A 16,993-nucleotide genomic window follows, 5' to 3' on the forward strand; every position below is an offset into this window, starting at 1 on the left:
CACGCGGGAATCCATACTGAGCATCCGAAGCCGATTCAGCATGGATCCCCGCTTCCGCGGGGACGACGGCTCTAATGGAGACAGCAATGAGCAAGGAATGGCCCCTGTGGGAAGTCTTCATCCGTAGCCAGCACGGCCTCGCCCACAAGCACGTGGGCAGCCTGCACGCGCCGGATGCCGAGATGGCGATCAACAATGCGCGCGACGTCTACACGCGCCGCAACGAAGGCGTGTCGATCTGGGTGGTGAAGGCCGCCGACATCGTCGCGTCCAGTCCGGCCGACAAGGACGCGCTGTTCGAGCCGTCGAACAGCAAGGTCTACCGCCACCCGACGTTCTTCCCGATGCCGGAAGACGTCAAGAACCTGTGAGCGGCGTCATGGACGCGAACAAGTTCGAATACCTCCTGCGCCAGGGCGACAATGCCTTGATCCTGTCGCAGCAGTTGTCGCAGCTGTGCGGCAAGGGCCCGGCGCTGGAAGAAGACATGGCGCTGACCAACGTCGCCCTCGACCTGCTGGGCCAGACCCGCATGTGGCTCACGTATGCGGGCGAGATCGAAGGCCACGGCCGCGACGAGGACCGCCTCGCCTACCTGCGCGACACCCGCGACTTCCGCAACTGCCTGCTCGTCGAACAGCCGAACGGCGACTACGCGCAGACGCTGACGCGCCAGTTCCTGTTCGATACGTGGCACTACTTCCTGATGCGCGGCCTGTTGTCGTCCAGCGACCGCCGCATCGGAGAGATCGCGGAAAAATCGATCAAGGAAGTGACGTATCACCTGCGCCGCAGCGGCGACCTCGTCGTGCGCCTGGGCGACGGCACGGATGTCAGCCACCGCAAGATGCAGGACGCGCTCGACGAACTATGGACCTACGCCGGCGAGATGTTCATCTACGACGACGTCGACCTGGCGATGGTCGCGCAGGGCGTGGCTCCGGCCGCGGAGCCGCTGCGCGATGCATTCCTGGCCCACGTGGCCGAGGTGCTGATTGAGGCGACGCTGACGATGCCGCCCGTGGATGCCTATGTCCAGCGCGGCGGCAAGCAGGGCCGGCACACGGAGCGCTTCGGCTACATCCTCGCCGAGATGCAGTTCCTGCAGCGCGCCTATCCGGGCGTGGAATGGTGATGACCGCGGCCGCGTCACCGATCACGGCCGACCGGGTCTGGTCCTGGCTGGGCGAGGTCCCGGATCCGGAGATTCCCGTGATCTCCGTCGTGGACCTGGGCATCGTGCGCGATGTGGCGGTGGCCGACGACGGCGAATGCGTCGTCACGATCACCCCGACGTATTCCGGCTGCCCCGCGATGGAAGTCATCGCCGAGGACATCGGCAAGGCCTTGCGTGCACGCGGCGTGGACCGCCTGCGCATCGTCACCCGGTTGTCGCCCGCATGGACGACGGACTGGATGAGCGATGCCGGCAAGGCCGCGCTGAAGGGCTACGGCATCGCGCCGCCGGTGCAGCAGGTGATCGACATCAGCGGCCTGGCGCGCGGCGTGAAGCGCCATGCGATCCAGCAGCCCGACGTGGCCTGCCCGCACTGCGGCTCGATGCACACCCGTCTCACCAGCCAGTTCGGCTCGACCCCATGCAAGGCGCTGTACCAGTGCCTCGATTGCCGCGAGCCGTTCGACTACTTCAAATGCCATTGAGGCCCACATGAGCAAGTTCTACCCATTGACCGTGGTGCACGTGAAGCACGAGACGCGCGACGCGATCGCCGTCACGTTCGACGTCCCGCCGCCGCTGCGCGAGGCCTTCCGTTACCGCCAGGGCCAGCATCTGACAGTGCGCGCGATGATCGACGGCGAGGACGTGCGCCGCTCCTATTCGATCTGCTCGGCCGTGCAGGACGACAAGCTGCGCGTCGCCATCAAGCGCGTGCAAGGCGGCCTGTTCTCGACCTGGGCCAACGAGTGCATCCGGCCCGGCGTCACGCTCGACGTGATGCCGCCGGAAGGCCGCTTCAACCTGCCGCTGGAACCCGAGAGCCGCCGCCACTACCTGGCCTTCGCGGCCGGCAGCGGCATTACGCCGATCCTTTCCATCGTCAAGACGACCCTGATCGCCGAGCCGCACAGCCGCTTCACCGTGTTGTACGGGAACCGCGCGTCGTCGTCCGTGATCTTCCGCGACGAGCTGGCCGAGCTGAAGGACCAATACCTGGAACGCCTGAACCTCGTCTACGTGATGAGCCGCGAGCAGCAGGACATCGAGCTGTTCAACGGCCGCATCACGCAGGACAAATGCCGCCAGCTGTTCCAGCGCTGGCTGCGCGTGGAAGACGTCGACTACGCGTTCGTCTGCGGTCCGGAAGACATGATGCATGGCGTGTCCGCCGCGCTGCAGGAAGCGGGCATGCCGAAGGAGCGCATCCGCATCGAGCTGTTCGCCGCCGTCGCCGCGCAAGAGCCGCGCAAGCCGCGCCGCCAGGCCGCCGGCGAGACGCAGCACCACACGGAAGTGACCGTGATCATGGACGGCAACCATGTCAGTTTCACGATGGACCGCGACAAGGAATCGCTCCTCGACGCCGGCCTGCGCGCAGGCATCGACATGCGCTACTCGTGCAAGGGCGGCGTGTGCTCGACGTGCCGCTGCAAGGTGCGCGAGGGGCAGGTCGACATGGACGTCAACTACGCGCTGGAAGACTACGAGGTCGCGCGCGGCTTCGTGCTGAGCTGCCAGAGCTTCCCGGTGACGGACAAGGTCGTCGTCGATTTCGACGTCGTGGAATAAAAACGAGGAGACACGCATGACCTACGAATCCATCCTGTTCACGATCGACGCCGGCATCGCGACACTGACCCTGAACCGCCCCGAGCGCCTCAACAGCTTCACACAGGCGATGCACCTGGAGGTGCGTGACGCGTTGAAGCGCGTGGAGGAAGACAAGACCGTGCGCGTGCTGCTGCTGACGGGGGCCGGCCGTGGCTTCTGCGCCGGCCAGGACCTGAACGACCGCGCCGTGGAGCCGGGCGCGCCGGGCGTCGACCTGGGCGAATCCGTCGAAAAATTCTATGCCCCGCTCGTGCTCACGCTGAAAAGCCTGCCGCTGCCCGTGATCTGCGCCGTCAACGGCGTGGCCGCCGGCGCCGGCGCCAACCTGGCGCTCGCGTGCGACATCGTGCTGGCGGCACAGTCGGCATCGTTCATCGAAGCGTTCTGCAAATTGGGCCTGATCCCGGACACGGGCGGCACGTGGGCCTTGCCCCGGCTGCTCGGTCCCGCGCGTGCCATGGGTCTCGCCCTGCTGGGCGACAAGCTGCCGGCCGAGAAGGCCGAACAATGGGGCCTGATCTGGCGCTGCGTACCGGACGAGTCGCTGATGGACGAAGCGCTGGCACTGGCCCGCCACTTCGCCACGGCGCCGACGAAGGGTCTCGCATTCACGAAGCGGGCGATGCTGGAAAGCTGGGGCAATACGCTGGAACAGCAGCTGCAACTGGAAGCGGAGATGATGCGCGAACTGGGCTACAGCCATGATTACCGGGAAGGCGTCGCCGCGTTCATCGCCAAGCGCCAGCCCGCGTTCAAGGGGGAGTAAGCATGGCCCAGGCATTGGAGAAAAACAGCGTCGTCGCCGTCGTCGGAAGCGGCGCGATGGGCTCCGGCATCGCCCAGGTGGCGGCCGTCGCCGGGCACACCGTGCGGCTGTTCGATACGCGCCCGGAGGCCGTCGAAAAGGCCATCGCCGGGATCGGCAAGGCGCTCGCGCGGCTCGTCGAAAAAGGCCGCATGGGCGCGGCGGAAGCGGATCTCGCGCGCGAGCGCATCCACGCGACGCGCTCGCTCGATGAAGCGAAGGATGCCGCGCTGGTGGTCGAAGCCATCGTGGAGGACCTCGACGCCAAGCGTGCGCTGTTCGCCGACCTGGAAGGCATCGTCGGGCCGGACTGCATCCTCGCCACGAACACGTCGTCGATTTCCGTCACCGCGATCGGTGCGACATTGAAGCGCCCCGAACGCCTCGTCGGCATGCACTTCTTCAATCCCGTACCGCTGATGGCGCTCGTGGAAGTGATCTCCGGCGTGGCCACCGACAAGGCCGTCGCCGACACGGTCTATGCGACGGCCGCGGCCTGGGGCAAGAACCCTGTGCACGCGAAGTCCACGCCGGGCTTCATCGTCAACCGCGTGGCGCGCCCTTATTATGCGGAGGCGCTGCGCCTGCTGCTGGAACGGGCTGCCGATCCGGCCACGATCGATGCCGTGATGCGCGACTGCGGCGGGTTCCGCATGGGCCCCTTCGAGCTGATGGACCTGATCGGCCACGACGTCAATTATTCGGTCACGCAATCCGTGTTCAACGCCTATTACGGCGACCCGCGCTTCGCGCCGTCCGTCGTGCAGCAGGAGCTGGTGAATGCCGGTTTCCTGGGGCGCAAGACGGGCCGCGGCTTCTACCGCTACGGCGATGATGTGGCGCCGCCGCAGGCGCAGGCGGAGCCCGCGCAGCAAGGGGCCGAACACGCAACGCTTGGCGGCGCCGATCCGGTGACCCAAGCCCTGAAAGAGCGCCTGCACGTGGCCGAGGGCCCCGCCACGATCTTCCTGACCGACGGCCGCAGCGCCACGCAGCGTGCAGCGGATGAAGGCCGCCCGGACACGATCCTGTTCGACCTGCTGCTCGACCCGGCCAAGGCCACGCGCATCGCGCTGGCCAGCGCGGACCAGTGCAGCGCCGTCGCGTGGAACGCCGCCGTCGGCCTGTTCCAGCAGGCCGGCTTCACGGTGACGCGCCTCGACGACGTGCCGGGCATGGCCGTGATGCGCACCGTCGTCATGCTGGCCAACGAAGCGCTCGATGCCGTCAACCAGGGCGTGTGCTCGGCGGCGGCCGTCGACATCGCGATGCAGAAGGGCGTGAACTACCCGCGCGGTCCGCTGGCGTGGGCCGATGCGATCGGCCTGCGTCATGTGTTCACCGTGCTGGCCAACCTTGGTGCGACGTATGGCGAGGACCGCTACCGCGTGTCGCCGCTGCTGCGCCGCAAGCTCGCCGCCAATCCCGCCGGAGCCCGCATCCATGCCCAATGATCCGCAAGCGCTGGCCGAACTGGCCGGCAAGACGATGTATGAACGCGATGCGGCCAGCCAGGCGCTGGGCATGACGCTCGACGCCATCCGCCCCGGCTACGCGCGCATGCGCATGCGGGTGCGCGAGGACATGCTGAACGGCCACGGCACCTGCCACGGCGGCTACATCTTCATGCTGGCCGACAGCGCGTTCGCCTTCGCCTGTAATTCGCACAATTTGAATACCGTGGGTGCCGGCTGCACGATCGACTACCTCGCGCCGGGCCGCGCGGGCGACGTGCTCGTGGCCGAAGCGGTCGAGCAGGCGCTGGCCGGCAAGACGGGGGTCTACGACGTCGTCGTGACGGACCAGGACGGGCGCAAGGTCGCGCTGTTCCGCGGGAAGTCGCATCGCGTCGCGGGCCACGTCGTCGAACTATAAACGGAGGAGACAACGATGGTGCAACGCATTCCGCAACCGGGCGAGCTGGATCCGATCGAGCGCGCCAGCCGCGCCGAACTGCAGGCCCTGCAACTGGAACGGCTGAAGTGGAGCCTGAGGCACGCCTACGACAACGTGCCGCACTACCGCCGCGCGTTCGACGAGGCGGGCGTGCATCCGGACGACCTGAAAACGCTGGCCGACCTGGCGAAATTCCCGTTCACGGACAAGAAGACGCTGCGCGACAATTATCCGTTCGGCCTGTTCGCCGTGCCGCGCGAGCAGGTCGTGCGCGTGCACGCGTCGTCCGGCACGACGGGCAAGCCGACCGTCGTCGGCTACACGCAGCGTGACATCGACACTTGGGCCGGCGTCGTCGCCCGCTCGATCCGCGCGGCGGGCGGGCGGCCTGGCGACATGGTGCACATCGCCTACGGCTATGGCCTGTTCACGGGCGGCCTCGGTGCCCACTACGGCGCCGAGCGTCTCGGCTGCACGGTCGTGCCGATGTCGGGCGGGCAGACGGAAAAGCAGGTCCAGCTGATCCAGGACTTCAAGCCTTCGATCATCATGGTGACGCCGTCGTACATGCTGAACATCGTCGAGGAATTCAGGCGCCAGGGCCTCGATCCGGCCGCGTCGTCGCTCAAGGTCGGCATTTTCGGCGCCGAGCCGTGGACGGACGCCATGCGCCGCGAGATCGAGGAACGCGCCGGCATCGACGCCGTCGACATCTATGGCCTGTCGGAAGTGATGGGCCCCGGCGTCGCCGGCGAATGCATCGAAAGCAAGGACGGCCCCGTGATCTGGGAGGATCACTTCTACCCCGAGATCATCGACCCGGACACGGGCGAGGTGCTGCCGGACGGGAAAGAGGGCGAGCTCGTGTTCACGTCGCTGACGAAGGAAGCGCTGCCGATCATCCGTTACCGCACGCGCGATCTCACGAAACTGCTGCCGCCCACGGCACGCTCGATGCGCCGCATGGGCCGCATCAACGGCCGTTCGGACGACATGCTGATCATCCGCGGCGTGAACGTGTTCCCCAGCCAGGTCGAGGAACAGATCCTGCAGATGCCGGCGCTGGCGCCGCACTACCAGCTCGTCGTCACGCGCGACGGCCACCTCGACGCGCTGGCCGTCCATTGCGAGCTGCGCGAAGAGGGTGCCGACAGCGTGGATGCGCTGGCCCGCGAGCTGCAGCACCGCATCAAGACGTATATCGGCGTGACGACGACCGTCACCCTGCTGCCCGCGCAAGGCATCGAACGCTCGCTGACGGGCAAGGCGCGCCGCGTGGTCGACAAGCGGCCCAAGAACAACTGAGGAGATTCCAATGACCGATGCATTCATCGTCGACGCCATCCGCACCCCGTTCGGCCGCTTCGGCGGCGCCCTGTCCGGCATGCGTGCGGACGACCTGGCCGCGCTGCCGATCGCCGCGCTCATCGCCCGCAATCCAGGTGTGGACTGGGCGCGGGTCGACGACGTCCTGTACGGCTGCGCGAACGGCGCCGGGGAGGACAACCGCAATGTCGCGCGCATGGCCGCGCTGCTCGCGGGCCTGCCGCCGTCTGTGCCGGGTTCCACGATCAACCGCCTGTGCGGCTCCAGCCTGGATGCCGTCGGCAGCGCCGCGCGCGCCATCCGCGCGGGCGAGGCGAACCTGGTCATTGCCGGTGGCGTCGAGAGCATGACGCGCGCGCCGTTCGTGATGGCCAAGGCGGACAGCGCGTTTTCGCGCACGACGAAGATCGAGGACACGACGATCGGCTGGCGCTTCGTGAACCCGAAGATGAAGGCGCAATACGGCATCGACTCGATGCCGGAGACGGCGGAAAACGTGGCGCGCGACTTCGGCATCGCGCGCGGCGACCAGGATGCGTTCGCGCTGCGCAGCCAGCAGCGCTGGGCGGCGGCACAGGCGGCCGGCGTGTTCAAGGACGAGATCTTGCCCGTGACCTTGCATGACAAGAAAGGTAATGCGCGTGTATTCGACACGGACGAGCACCCGCGCCCGGAAACGACCCTGGAATCGCTGGCCCGTCTGAAAGGCGTCGTGACGCCGGACGGCACGGTCACGGCGGGCAACGCGTCCGGCGTCAACGACGGCGCCTGTGCGGTGCTGGTGGCATCCGGTGCGGCTATCGATAAATTCGGGCTGACGCCGCGTGCCCGCATCGTCGGCATGACGACGGTGGGCCTGGCGCCGCGCATCATGGGCTTCGGCCCCGCGCCCGCGACGAAGAAACTGTTGGCCATGACGGGCCTGAGCATCGGCCAGATGGATGTGATCGAACTGAACGAAGCGTTCGCGTCGCAGGGCCTGGCCGTGCTGCGCGACCTGGGGCTGCCGGACGACGCCGAGCACGTGAATCCGAACGGCGGCGCGATCGCCATCGGCCATCCGCTGGGCGCATCGGGCGCGCGGCTCGTGACGGCGGCCGTCAATCAGTTGCATCGCACGGGTGGCCGCTATGCGCTGTGCACGATGTGCATTGGCGTCGGTCAAGGCATCGCAATGATCGTGGAACGCGTGTAAGGAAGAGAGAACGTCATGGTGAAAGTCTATGAAATCGACGGACTGCGTCCCGTCGTGCACCCGACCGCGTACGTGCACCCGACGGCGGTGCTGATCGGCGACGTGATCGTCGGTCCGCGCTGCTATGTCGGGCCGCTGGCGTCGCTGCGCGGCGACTTCGGGCGGCTGATCCTGGAAGAGGGCGCGAACGTGCAGGACACGTGCGTGATGCATGGCTTTCCGGAAGACGACACGGTCGTCGAAGTGGACGGCCACATCGGCCACGGCGCCGTGCTGCACGGCTGCCGCGTGGGAAGGAACGCGATGGTCGGGATGAATGCGGTCGTGATGGACAAGGCCGTCGTCGGCGCGGAATCCATCGTGGGCGCGGCGGCGTTCGTGAAGGCGGGCATGGTGATCCCGCCGCGCAGCCTCGTGCTGGGCGCGCCGGCGAAGATCGTGCGGGCCGTGTCGGACGAAGAGATCGCGTGGAAGAGCTATGGCACGCGGCAGTACCACGACCTGAACGTCAGGTCGACGAAGACGATGCGCGAAGTCGAGGCGTACACGGAGGCGGAACCGGACCGGCCGCGCATCGTGTTCGACGAGCCGCACAAGCCAAAGACATAAGGAGACGAGGATGCACACCCCAACCACCCTGCAAAGCCTGATCGCCGGCCGCTGGCTCGGCACCGAAGCGCACCAGCCGCTGCACAGCGCCCTGGACAACCAGCTGATCTACCACACGCACGCCGACAGTATCGACTTCGGCGAAGCCGTCACGTATGCCCGCAAGACGGGCGTGCAGGCGCTGATGCAGATGGACTTCCAGAAGCGCGCCCAGCGCCTGAAAGCCCTGGCGGCTTACCTGATGGAGCGGAAGGAAGAACTGTACGAGGTCTCGCACCTGACGGGTGCCACGCGGCCGGACAGCTGGGTGGACGTCGAGGGCGGCATCGGCACGCTGTTCGCGTATGCCGGCATCGGCGGGCGCGAGCTGCCGTCGTCGAACGTGCTGCACGAAGGGCCGGCCATGGCGCTCGGCAAGCGGGGCGGCTTCGCGGGCACGCACATCCTCGTGCCGCGTGGCGGCGTCGCCGTCCACATCAACGCTTTCAATTTCCCGATCTGGGGCCTGCTGGAGAAATTCGCGCCGAGCTTCCTCGCCGCGATGCCCTGCATCGCCAAGCCGGCCACCGCCACCAGCTATCTCACGCATGCGGTGGTCAAGATGATGATGGAGTCGGAACTGCTGCCGGAGGGCTGCCTGCAGCTCGTCATCGGCTCGACGGGCGACCTGCTGGACCGCCTGAGCGGCTTCGATGCCGTGACGTTCACCGGGTCCGCCGACACGGCTGCCAAGCTGCGCGGCAACGCGAACCTGATCCGCGAATCCGTGCCGTTCACGGCGGAGGCCGATTCGCTGAACGCCGCCATCCTCGCGCCGGACGTCACGCCCGATGACGAGGAAATGGACCTGTTCGTCAAGGAAGTGGCGCGCGAGATGACGGGCAAGGCGGGCCAGAAGTGCACGGCGATCCGCCGTGTGATCGTGCCCGAACACCTGGCGGACGTCGTCGGCGAGCGCCTGCGCGCGCGCCTCGCGAAGATCGTCGTCGGCAATCCGAAGGTCGAGGGCGTGCGCATGGGGGCATTGGCGTCGCTGGACCAGCAGCGCGACGTCAGCGAGCGCGTCGAGATGCTTGCGCGCGGCAACGAGGTGCTGTTCAGCGCCCGCGACGGTTTCAATCCCGTCGGCGAAGGCGTTGCTGCCGGCGCGTTCTTCGCGCCCACCTTGCTGCTGTGCCGCAACGGCATGACCAACGACGCCGTGCACGACATCGAGGCGTTCGGCCCCGTCAGCACGATGATGACCTACCGCGACATCGACGAAGCGCTGGCGCTGGCCGCGCGCGGCAAGGGCAGCCTCGTGACCACGCTGGTGACGAAGGACCCGGCCATCGCGGCGCATGCGGTGCCCGTCGCGGCGGCGTCGCACGGCCGCGTGCACATCCTCGACCGCGTCGCGGCCGTGGACTCGACGGGCCACGGCTCGCCGTTGCCGATGCTCAAGCATGGCGGCCCGGGCCGCGCCGGCGGTGGCGAGGAACTCGGCGGTATCCGCGCGGTCAAACATTTCCTGCAGCGGGCGGCGGTGCAAGGTTCACCGACGATGCTGGCGGCCGTCACGGGCGAATACGTGCGCGGCGCGGCCGTCAAGGAATCGGAGGTGCACCCGTTCCGGCGCTATTTCGAAGACCTGGAGATCGGCCACTCGCTGCTGACGCACCGCCGGACGGTCAGCGAGGCGGACATCGTCAACTTCGGCGGCGTCTCGGGCGATTATTTCTACATGCACTTCGACGAGATCGCGGCCAAGGACACGCAGTTCGGCAAGCGCATCGCGCACGGCTACTTCGTGCTGTCGGCGGCGGCGGGCCTGTTCGTGTCGCCGGCGCCGGGCCCCGTGCTGGCGAACTATGGCCTGGACAACCTGCGCTTCGTGGCGCCGGTGGCGATCGGCGACACGATCCGCGCGCGCCTCACCTGCAAGCGCAAGGTCGACCGCAACCGCACGGACGACCAGGGGCGCGGGCAGGGCGTGGTGGCGTGGGACGTGCAGGTGACGAATCAGAACGACGAACTCGTCGCAAGTTACGATATCCTGACGCTGGTGCAAAAACGCGGCTGAGGAAGGGCCAAGGCCGCGCGCAAACCTGATAAGGAGTTGTCCATGTCGCGGCTAGACCTGAGCAGTATTCCCGTGCTGACCGGTACCGGGTATCCCGATCCCTTTGCCGAAGCCGTCAACGGCCGCAGCAAGCAGGCGCTGGGCGATGCCGGCGGCCTGACGCAGTTTGGCGTCAACCTCGTCGAGCTGTTGCCCGGCGCCGCCTCGTCGCAGCGCCACTGGCACAGCCACGAGGACGAATTCGTGATGGTCGTCTCTGGCGAGCTGACGCTCGTCACGGACGAAGGCGAGACCCTGATGCGCGCGGGCGATTGCGCCGCCTTCCCGGCCGGGCGGCCGAACGGCCACCAGCTCATCAACCGGGGTTGGGGCAATGCGCTGTTCCTGTGCGTGGGCTCGCGCATTCCGGAGGACCGGGCCGAGTATCCGGACATCGACCTCATGTACGACGGCAAGACCGACAGCTATTCCCACCGCGATGGCACGCCGTATCCCAAGCGTGACACGCGCAAATCGGCCATGCCGGCTGCGGCGCAAGGCGCAGCCATCGAAACGGACGAAAAGACGCTGGACCCGCGGGTGTTCCGGGCCGACCACGGGGAGCAGGCCGGCATTGCGCCGGACGAGCCCCGCTAGCGGCGCCTGTCGCCGTTACGCCCGGCGCTGTACGCGCAGCAGGCCGTCGGACGTCGTCACGGCGCGCAGGTCCGCATAGTCGAGGACCGCGGTGACATCCGTGTCGAGCGGATGCGCGTGGGTGACCGTCACGACGATGCTGTCCATGCCGGCGGCGGCGGCCGAACGCAGGCCGGCCAGCGTGTCCTCGAACACGAGGCAGTCTTCCGGTTTCACGCCCAGCTTGCGCGCGCCCAGCAGGAAAGGATCGGGCGCGGGCTTGCCCCGTTCGACGTCCTCGGCGGCCACCAGCACGGCCGGCAGCGGCAGGCCGGCCGCGGCGATGCGCGCTTCGGCCAGCGCCCGCGGCGCGGACGTGACGATGGCCCAGCGTTCGGCCGGCAGGCTCGCGATGAAGGCGGCGGCGCCCTCGATGGCTTCGATCCCGGCCACGTCATCGATCTCCGCGCGCGTGATGAACGCGGCTTCCGCTACCGGATCGACGCCGGGCAGTTCCAGCGCGCGGATGGTTTCCTCGGTGCGCTTGCCGTGGATGGTGGGCAGGAAGGCGGCTACGTCGAGCCCGTGGCTGGCGGCCCAGTCGCCCCAGACCCGCTCGGCGGCCTTGATGGAAGTGAGGATGGTGCCGTCCATGTCGAACAGGAAGGCGGAAAAATCGCGTTGGGGCAGGGCTGGCGTTGCAGTCATGGATCTTTCTTGTGGGTTACAGTCGGCGCGAGTGGATCTTGCGGGCGTAGCGGTCGTGGACGTGCTGGCTGATAAAGGTCGACAGCCCGCGGCCGGCCCGGGCCAGGTCCTGCATCCGCGCGATGTTGGCGGCGCCCGCGCTGTCTTCCGTGTAGAGATAGCGGTCGCCGTTCCTGAACTGGACGATGATCTGGCCGGCGTCGATGTCGTAGGCGACGACGCCGGATTCGCGGTTCTGGTTGCCGTAGCGTTGCATGGGTGTCCTCCGTCAGGGCGGACACCCGGGGGCGTCCTTATTCCGCCAATTGTGCCCGGACACGGGCAACGGCCGCGCGCACCTGGTTCGGCGCCGTGCCGCCCACGTGGTCGCGCGCCGCGACGGAACCTTCCAGGGTCAGCACGGCGAACACGTCCTGCTCGATCAGCGGCGAGAACTCGCGCAGGCGCTCCAGCGACATCTCCGACAGGTCGCATTTGGCGTCGTCGCACGCGCGCACGGCATGCGCCACGGCTTCGTGGGCGTCGCGGAATGGCAGGCCCTTCTTGACGAGGTAGTCGGCCAGGTCGGTCGCCGTCGCATAGCCCTGCAGGGCGGCCGCGCGCATGTTTTCGGGCTTGACCGTGATGCCGGATGCCATGTCGGTGAAGATGCGCAGGGTGTCCAGCACGGTGTCGACGGTGTCGAACAGCGGTTCCTTGTCTTCCTGGTTGTCCTTGTTGTACGCGAGCGGCTGGCCCTTCATCAGGGTCAGCAGGCCCATCAGGTGACCGTAGACACGGCCCGTCTTGCCGCGCGCCAGTTCCGGCACGTCCGGGTTCTTTTTCTGCGGCATGATCGACGAGCCGGTGCAGAAGCGGTCGGCGATGTCGATGAAGCCGATACGCGGGCTCATCCACGTCACGAGCTCTTCCGACATGCGCGAGATGTGCATCATCAAGACCGATGCGGCTGCCGTGAACTCGATGGCGAAATCGCGATCAGACACAGCGTCGAGCGAGTTGTGGCAGACGTCTTCGAAACCGAGGGTCTTGGCCACGCGCAGGCGGTCGATTGGGAAGGTGGTGCCCGCCAGGGCGGCGGCACCCAGCGGCAGGCGGTTCACGCGGCGTCGCGTGTCGGCCATGCGCTCGGCGTCGCGGCCGAACATTTCCACATAGGCCAGCAGGTGGTGGCCGAAGGTCACCGGCTGCGCCACCTGCAGGTGCGTGAAGCCCGGCATGATGGTGTCCGCGTTGCGTTCCGCCAGGTCGGTCAGGGCGCCGCGCAGGCCTTTCAGCAGGGCGAGGATGTCGTCGATGGCGGCGCGCATGTACAGGCGGATGTCGGTCGCCACCTGGTCGTTGCGGGAACGGCCCGTATGCAGGCGCTTGCCGGCATCGCCGACCAGTTCCGTCAGGCGTTTTTCGATGTTCAGGTGCACGTCTTCCAGGTCGAGCAGCCACTCGAACTGGCCGGCTTCGATCTCGCTGCGGATCTGCGCCATGCCGCGCTCGATCTCGGCGCGGTCTGCGGCACTGATGATGCCCTGGGCAGCCAGCATCTCGGCGTGGGCGAGCGAACCCTGGATGTCGAACAGGGCCAGGCGCTTGTCGAAGAAGACGGACGCGGTGTAGCGCTTGACGAGGTCGGAGACGGGTTCGGAGAAGCGGGCCGACCAGGCTTCCGCTTTTTTGGCAAATTGATCAGTCATGATGGGAGACGGGTGACGGGATGTTCTTGGATTTCCTGATTATAAACTGTGCAGACTTGCGCCCGGGGATTGCGCCCCGGTGACTTTCATCCGCAATTGTCCGATGATGTCGTTGTGCTTGGCACCCATGACATAACGACGGGAGACGGACATGCCGGCGCGACACTGGATGGGGTGGATGGCGGCGATGGCGATCGTGGGCGGGGCGGATGCTCAGCAACAGGCGACTGGGACCGGATGCGCTCGCTGTTCGCAGCACGGAGACGTTCGGCCAGATCGTCCACGTGTTCAGTACGTACGAATCGCGGCATGCGCGCGGGGACGCCGAACCGTTCCAGCGCGGCATCAACAGCATCCAGCTGTACCACGACGGCAAGCGCTGGTGGATCGTGAACCTGCTGTGGCGCGCCGAGGACGCGTCGCTGCGCCTGCCGGAGCGCTATTTGCCCAGGCGCTGAACGGTTCATGCACGCACGATTGGCGGAATCGTCCATGCGGACCAGAACGGGGATAGAATTGGTTTTTTACCAGATTGACGGTTTGGCGTGTCCATGATTCCAACCACCAACGATTCCAGTTTCCAGGTCAGCACGGACCGGACGCGGCTCGATATTCCGATGATCTACCGCTTCCTCAGCGAGCAGTCGACCTGGGCCGTCGGCATTTCGCGTACCGTGGTCGAGCGCTCGATCGAGAATTCGCTGTGCTTCGGCGGCTACCTCGACGGCCGCCAGATCGCGTTCGCGCGGGTCATCACCGACTATGCGACGATGGCCCACTTGTGCGACGTCTTCGTCGTGCCCGAGTACCGCGGGCGCGGCTATGCGAAGCAGCTGATCCGCATCGTCATGGAGCATCCGAGCCTGCAGCGCATGCGCCGGTTCACCCTCAACACGAACGACGCGCACAGCCTGTTTGCCCGCTTCGGCTTTGCGCCGTCCGAGCGTCCGGACACGCTGATGGAACGCTACTACCCGAACATATATCTTTCCTGACCGGACGCAACACGCTGCCGGTCCTCTACAATCAGGCTTACTGTTTGTCGAAGTCGGGAAGGGTTTTATGGTTCGGTCTGCGTTGCGTCTTTTCCTGGCCGTGCTGCTGCTGGCCGGCGCGCCCTGGTGCGCCGCCGCCGATGCGGCGGTACAGCCCAAGGGATCCCTCGTCATCATTGGCGGCAATCTGCGCCCCGCGAATGGTCCCGTGTGGGAACGCATCATCCAGCTCGCGGGCGGGAAGGGGGCGCGCATCGCCGTGTTCGCGTCCGCGTCGGGCACGCCGGAACGGTCCGGCAAGAGCCTCGTCGAGCGCCTCAACAGCTATGGCGCCAAGGCATTTTTCGTCCCCGTCGCGGTCAAGCTGTCCGGCAGCAATTACCAGGCGGCGGCCGACGACCGGGGCCTGGCCGAAGCCGTGCGCAACGCGAACGGCGCGTTCTTCGCGGGCGGCGACCAGAGCCGGATCACGCGCGCACTGCGCCACGAGGACGGCAGCAATACCCGCGTCCTCGATGCACTGTGGGACATGTACCGGCGCGGCGGCGTGATTGCCGGCTCCAGCGCCGGGGCCGCCATCATGAGCAGCACGATGTTCGGCCGGCCCCGCACCGTGCTGGCCACGCTCAAGCTGGGCGTGGAAGAGGGCGAGGAAATCACGGACGGGCTCGGCTTCGTCGGCGACGACGTCTTCATCGACCAGCACCTGCTCGTGCGCGGCCGCTTCGCGCGCATGCTGCCCGCCATGCTCAAGAAGGGCTACAAGCTGGGCCTGGGCATCGACGAGGACACGGCGATGGTGGTGCTGCCCAGCCGCGACGTCGAGGTGATCGGCTACAAGGGCGCGCTCGTGCTCGACCTGTCGAACGCGATCGTGCACGAGGGCGCGTTCAACGTGACCAACGTGCGCGTCAGCTACCTCGACAACGGCGACCACTTCAATATCGTCACGCGCGAATGCACGCCGTCCGACGACAAGGCCGACAACAAGCTCGACCCGTCGCGGCCGTACTACCGCGAACCGCTGTTCACCGCCGATATCCTCGGCAACAGCACCGTTGTCGACCTGATGAGCAAGCTGATCGACAGCGACCAGCCGGACGCGATCGGCATCACGCTCGGCAGCCCGAACGGCGTCCAGCCCGACCTCGGCTTCGAATTCCGTTTTACACGTACGGACGACAGCGTCGGCTACCAGTCGTCGTCGATGGAATCCTATTCGATCTATAACGTGCGGCTGGACATCCGGCCGATCCTCATCCGCCGTCCGCTGTACCAGTACAAGTAACCTGGCCAGACGGGCGCTTGCGGTAGCGTCCGGGCGATGCCAGCCCGTGCGCGCGGAAATGCCGGCGCAGCGATTCGGCCGAGCCGAGCCCGGCCAGGTCCGCGATCGCATCGATGGCGAGTTGTGGCCGTGATTCCAGCAGCTGCGCGGCGAGTGCGACCCGCTCGCGCACGAGCCAGCCGAGCGGCGCGAGGCCCGTTCTCTCCTTGAAGCGGCGCTGGAAGGTGCGCGTCCCCAGGCGCGCCTCGGCCGCCATCGACGCCACCGTATGCTCGGCCCGGATGGTTTCGCGCACGCGGTCCATCAGGCGGGCGATGGTGTCCACGCCGGCGTCGGGCACCGGACGCGCGACGCGCTGCACCTGGTCGCCGTCGCGGTGCGCCGGGATCACGAGGCGTTGCGCGACAAGGTTGGCGACCTCGGCCCCGAAGTCGGTGCGCACGAGGTGCAGCAGCATGTCGAGGCCGGCCGCGGAACCGGCTGACGTGACGATGCGCCCGGCGTCGACATACAGCGCGTCCGTATCGATCTCGATGTCGGGGAAGCGGGTGCGCATGTCGTCAAGGTAGTGCCAGTGCGTGGTCGCCACGCGGCCGTCGAGCAGGCCGGCATAGGCGAGCACGTACGCGCCCGTGCAGATCGAGCAGATGCGCGCACCCCGTGCATGCGCGGCGCGCAACGCGTCGACGAGGGCGGGCGGCGGCACGTCCGCCAGGTCGCGCCAGCCGGGAATGACGATCGTGTCCGCGTGCGCGAGGGCGTCGAGGCCGTGCGGCACCTGCACCGTCAGGCCACCCCTGGCGCGCAGTGGACCGGGCTCGATGGCGCACACCGTATGGCTGTACCAATGCACGCCCAGCTCCGGACGCTCCAGGGCGAACAGCTCGATGGCGCAGGCGAATTCGAAGGTGCACAGGCTGTCGTAGGCGATGATGGAGACGTGATGGGACATGGCGCGATGTTACCAATTTCTGTCGCGCAAGGCACTGCCGCCAGCGCGCCGGCGCTGCGA

Annotated in this window: 19 protein-coding genes; 15 read left to right on the forward strand and 4 right to left on the reverse strand. The window is 67.3% G+C overall.

The window, feature by feature from the left end:
• Window positions 1-86: 86 nt before the first annotated feature.
• The 12 genes from paaB to ACEN9G_RS16400 are packed head-to-tail and all read left to right on the forward strand — an operon-like array spanning window position 87 to window position 11,320.
• The gene (paaB, locus tag ACEN9G_RS16345) at window positions 87-371 is read left to right on the forward strand and encodes a 1,2-phenylacetyl-CoA epoxidase subunit PaaB (RefSeq protein WP_036238302.1); all 285 of its coding nucleotides are present in this window, start codon (window positions 87-89) and stop codon (window positions 369-371) included.
• Between the two features lie 8 nt (window positions 372-379).
• A complete protein-coding gene (gene paaC / locus ACEN9G_RS16350) occupies window positions 380-1,135 on the forward strand; it encodes a 1,2-phenylacetyl-CoA epoxidase subunit PaaC (RefSeq protein WP_413337759.1) in 756 nt (251 codons plus the stop codon).
• Window positions 1,135-1,662 carry a 1,2-phenylacetyl-CoA epoxidase subunit PaaD gene (paaD, locus tag ACEN9G_RS16355; RefSeq protein ID WP_413337760.1) on the forward strand — a complete coding sequence of 176 codons (528 nt, stop codon included), beginning with the start codon at window positions 1,135-1,137 and terminating at the stop codon, window positions 1,660-1,662. The genes paaC and paaD overlap by 1 nt, the downstream gene beginning before the upstream one ends.
• 7 nt (window positions 1,663-1,669) lie before the next feature.
• A complete protein-coding gene (gene paaE, locus ACEN9G_RS16360; protein WP_413337761.1) occupies window positions 1,670-2,749 on the forward strand; it encodes a 1,2-phenylacetyl-CoA epoxidase subunit PaaE in 1,080 nt (359 codons plus the stop codon).
• Window positions 2,750-2,765: 16 nt separating this feature from the next.
• A complete protein-coding gene (gene paaG, locus ACEN9G_RS16365) occupies window positions 2,766-3,557 on the forward strand; it encodes a 2-(1,2-epoxy-1,2-dihydrophenyl)acetyl-CoA isomerase PaaG (RefSeq protein ID WP_413337762.1) in 792 nt (263 codons plus the stop codon).
• A 2-nt stretch (window positions 3,558-3,559) separates the two neighbouring features.
• The gene (paaH, locus tag ACEN9G_RS16370) at window positions 3,560-5,050 is read left to right on the forward strand and encodes a 3-hydroxyacyl-CoA dehydrogenase PaaH (RefSeq protein ID WP_413337763.1); all 1,491 of its coding nucleotides are present in this window, start codon (window positions 3,560-3,562) and stop codon (window positions 5,048-5,050) included.
• Complete coding sequence (gene paaI, locus ACEN9G_RS16375; protein ID WP_413337764.1) at window positions 5,040-5,471, forward strand: hydroxyphenylacetyl-CoA thioesterase PaaI; 432 nt, start codon at window positions 5,040-5,042, stop codon at window positions 5,469-5,471. The genes paaH and paaI overlap by 11 nt, the downstream gene beginning before the upstream one ends.
• 15 nt (window positions 5,472-5,486) lie before the next feature.
• Window positions 5,487-6,797, forward strand: a complete 1,311-nt coding sequence (gene paaK, locus ACEN9G_RS16380) for a phenylacetate--CoA ligase PaaK (RefSeq protein WP_413337765.1) — start codon at window positions 5,487-5,489, stop codon at window positions 6,795-6,797.
• A gap of 10 nt (window positions 6,798-6,807) precedes the next feature.
• Window positions 6,808-8,013, forward strand: a complete 1,206-nt coding sequence (gene pcaF / locus ACEN9G_RS16385; protein WP_413337766.1) for a 3-oxoadipyl-CoA thiolase — start codon at window positions 6,808-6,810, stop codon at window positions 8,011-8,013.
• A 15-nt stretch (window positions 8,014-8,028) separates the two neighbouring features.
• Window positions 8,029-8,622: a phenylacetic acid degradation protein PaaY gene (paaY, locus tag ACEN9G_RS16390; protein WP_413337767.1), complete on the forward strand. Its 594-nt coding sequence runs from the start codon at window positions 8,029-8,031 to the stop codon at window positions 8,620-8,622.
• A gap of 10 nt (window positions 8,623-8,632) precedes the next feature.
• Window positions 8,633-10,684, forward strand: coding sequence for a phenylacetic acid degradation bifunctional protein PaaZ (gene paaZ / locus ACEN9G_RS16395; RefSeq protein ID WP_413337768.1), 2,052 nt, complete (start codon window positions 8,633-8,635; stop codon window positions 10,682-10,684).
• 42 nt (window positions 10,685-10,726) lie between these two features.
• Window positions 10,727-11,320 (forward strand): cupin domain-containing protein, encoded by a 594-nt coding sequence (locus tag ACEN9G_RS16400; protein WP_413337769.1) that lies wholly within the window; start codon window positions 10,727-10,729, stop codon window positions 11,318-11,320.
• A 15-nt stretch (window positions 11,321-11,335) separates the two neighbouring features.
• Here ACEN9G_RS16400 and ACEN9G_RS16405 read toward each other — a convergent pair whose 3' ends face one another.
• From ACEN9G_RS16405 to argH, 3 genes are read right to left on the reverse strand one after another with little or no spacing between them, the layout of a single operon-like run.
• Entirely contained in the window at window positions 11,336-12,007 is a 672-nt protein-coding gene (locus ACEN9G_RS16405; protein WP_483126763.1) for an HAD-IA family hydrolase, read from the reverse strand.
• Window positions 12,008-12,023: 16 nt separating this feature from the next.
• The gene (locus ACEN9G_RS16410) at window positions 12,024-12,263 is read right to left on the reverse strand and encodes a hypothetical protein (protein ID WP_413339237.1); all 240 of its coding nucleotides are present in this window, start codon (window positions 12,261-12,263) and stop codon (window positions 12,024-12,026) included.
• 37 nt (window positions 12,264-12,300) lie between these two features.
• Window positions 12,301-13,698 carry an argininosuccinate lyase gene (argH, locus tag ACEN9G_RS16415; protein WP_413339235.1) on the reverse strand — a complete coding sequence of 466 codons (1,398 nt, stop codon included), beginning with the start codon at window positions 13,696-13,698 and terminating at the stop codon, window positions 12,301-12,303.
• Window positions 13,699-13,907: 209 nt separating this feature from the next.
• On the opposite strand from argH, the gene ACEN9G_RS16420 reads away from it, so the two are divergent.
• From ACEN9G_RS16420 to ACEN9G_RS16430, 3 genes are all read left to right on the forward strand, one after another.
• Complete coding sequence (locus ACEN9G_RS16420; RefSeq protein WP_413339233.1) at window positions 13,908-14,156, forward strand: hypothetical protein; 249 nt, start codon at window positions 13,908-13,910, stop codon at window positions 14,154-14,156.
• Window positions 14,157-14,249: 93 nt separating this feature from the next.
• Window positions 14,250-14,693 (forward strand): GNAT family N-acetyltransferase, encoded by a 444-nt coding sequence (locus ACEN9G_RS16425; protein ID WP_413339232.1) that lies wholly within the window; start codon window positions 14,250-14,252, stop codon window positions 14,691-14,693.
• Between the two features lie 82 nt (window positions 14,694-14,775).
• Window positions 14,776-15,981, forward strand: coding sequence for a cyanophycinase (locus tag ACEN9G_RS16430; RefSeq protein WP_413339230.1), 1,206 nt, complete (start codon window positions 14,776-14,778; stop codon window positions 15,979-15,981).
• Here ACEN9G_RS16430 and ftrA read toward each other — a convergent pair.
• The gene (gene ftrA / locus ACEN9G_RS16435) at window positions 15,950-16,933 is read right to left on the reverse strand and encodes a transcriptional regulator FtrA (protein ID WP_413339228.1); all 984 of its coding nucleotides are present in this window, start codon (window positions 16,931-16,933) and stop codon (window positions 15,950-15,952) included. The genes ACEN9G_RS16430 and ftrA overlap by 32 nt on opposite strands.
• Window positions 16,934-16,993: the final 60 nt, after the last annotated feature.

Source organism: Massilia sp. Masssp94 (genome assembly GCF_059491305.1).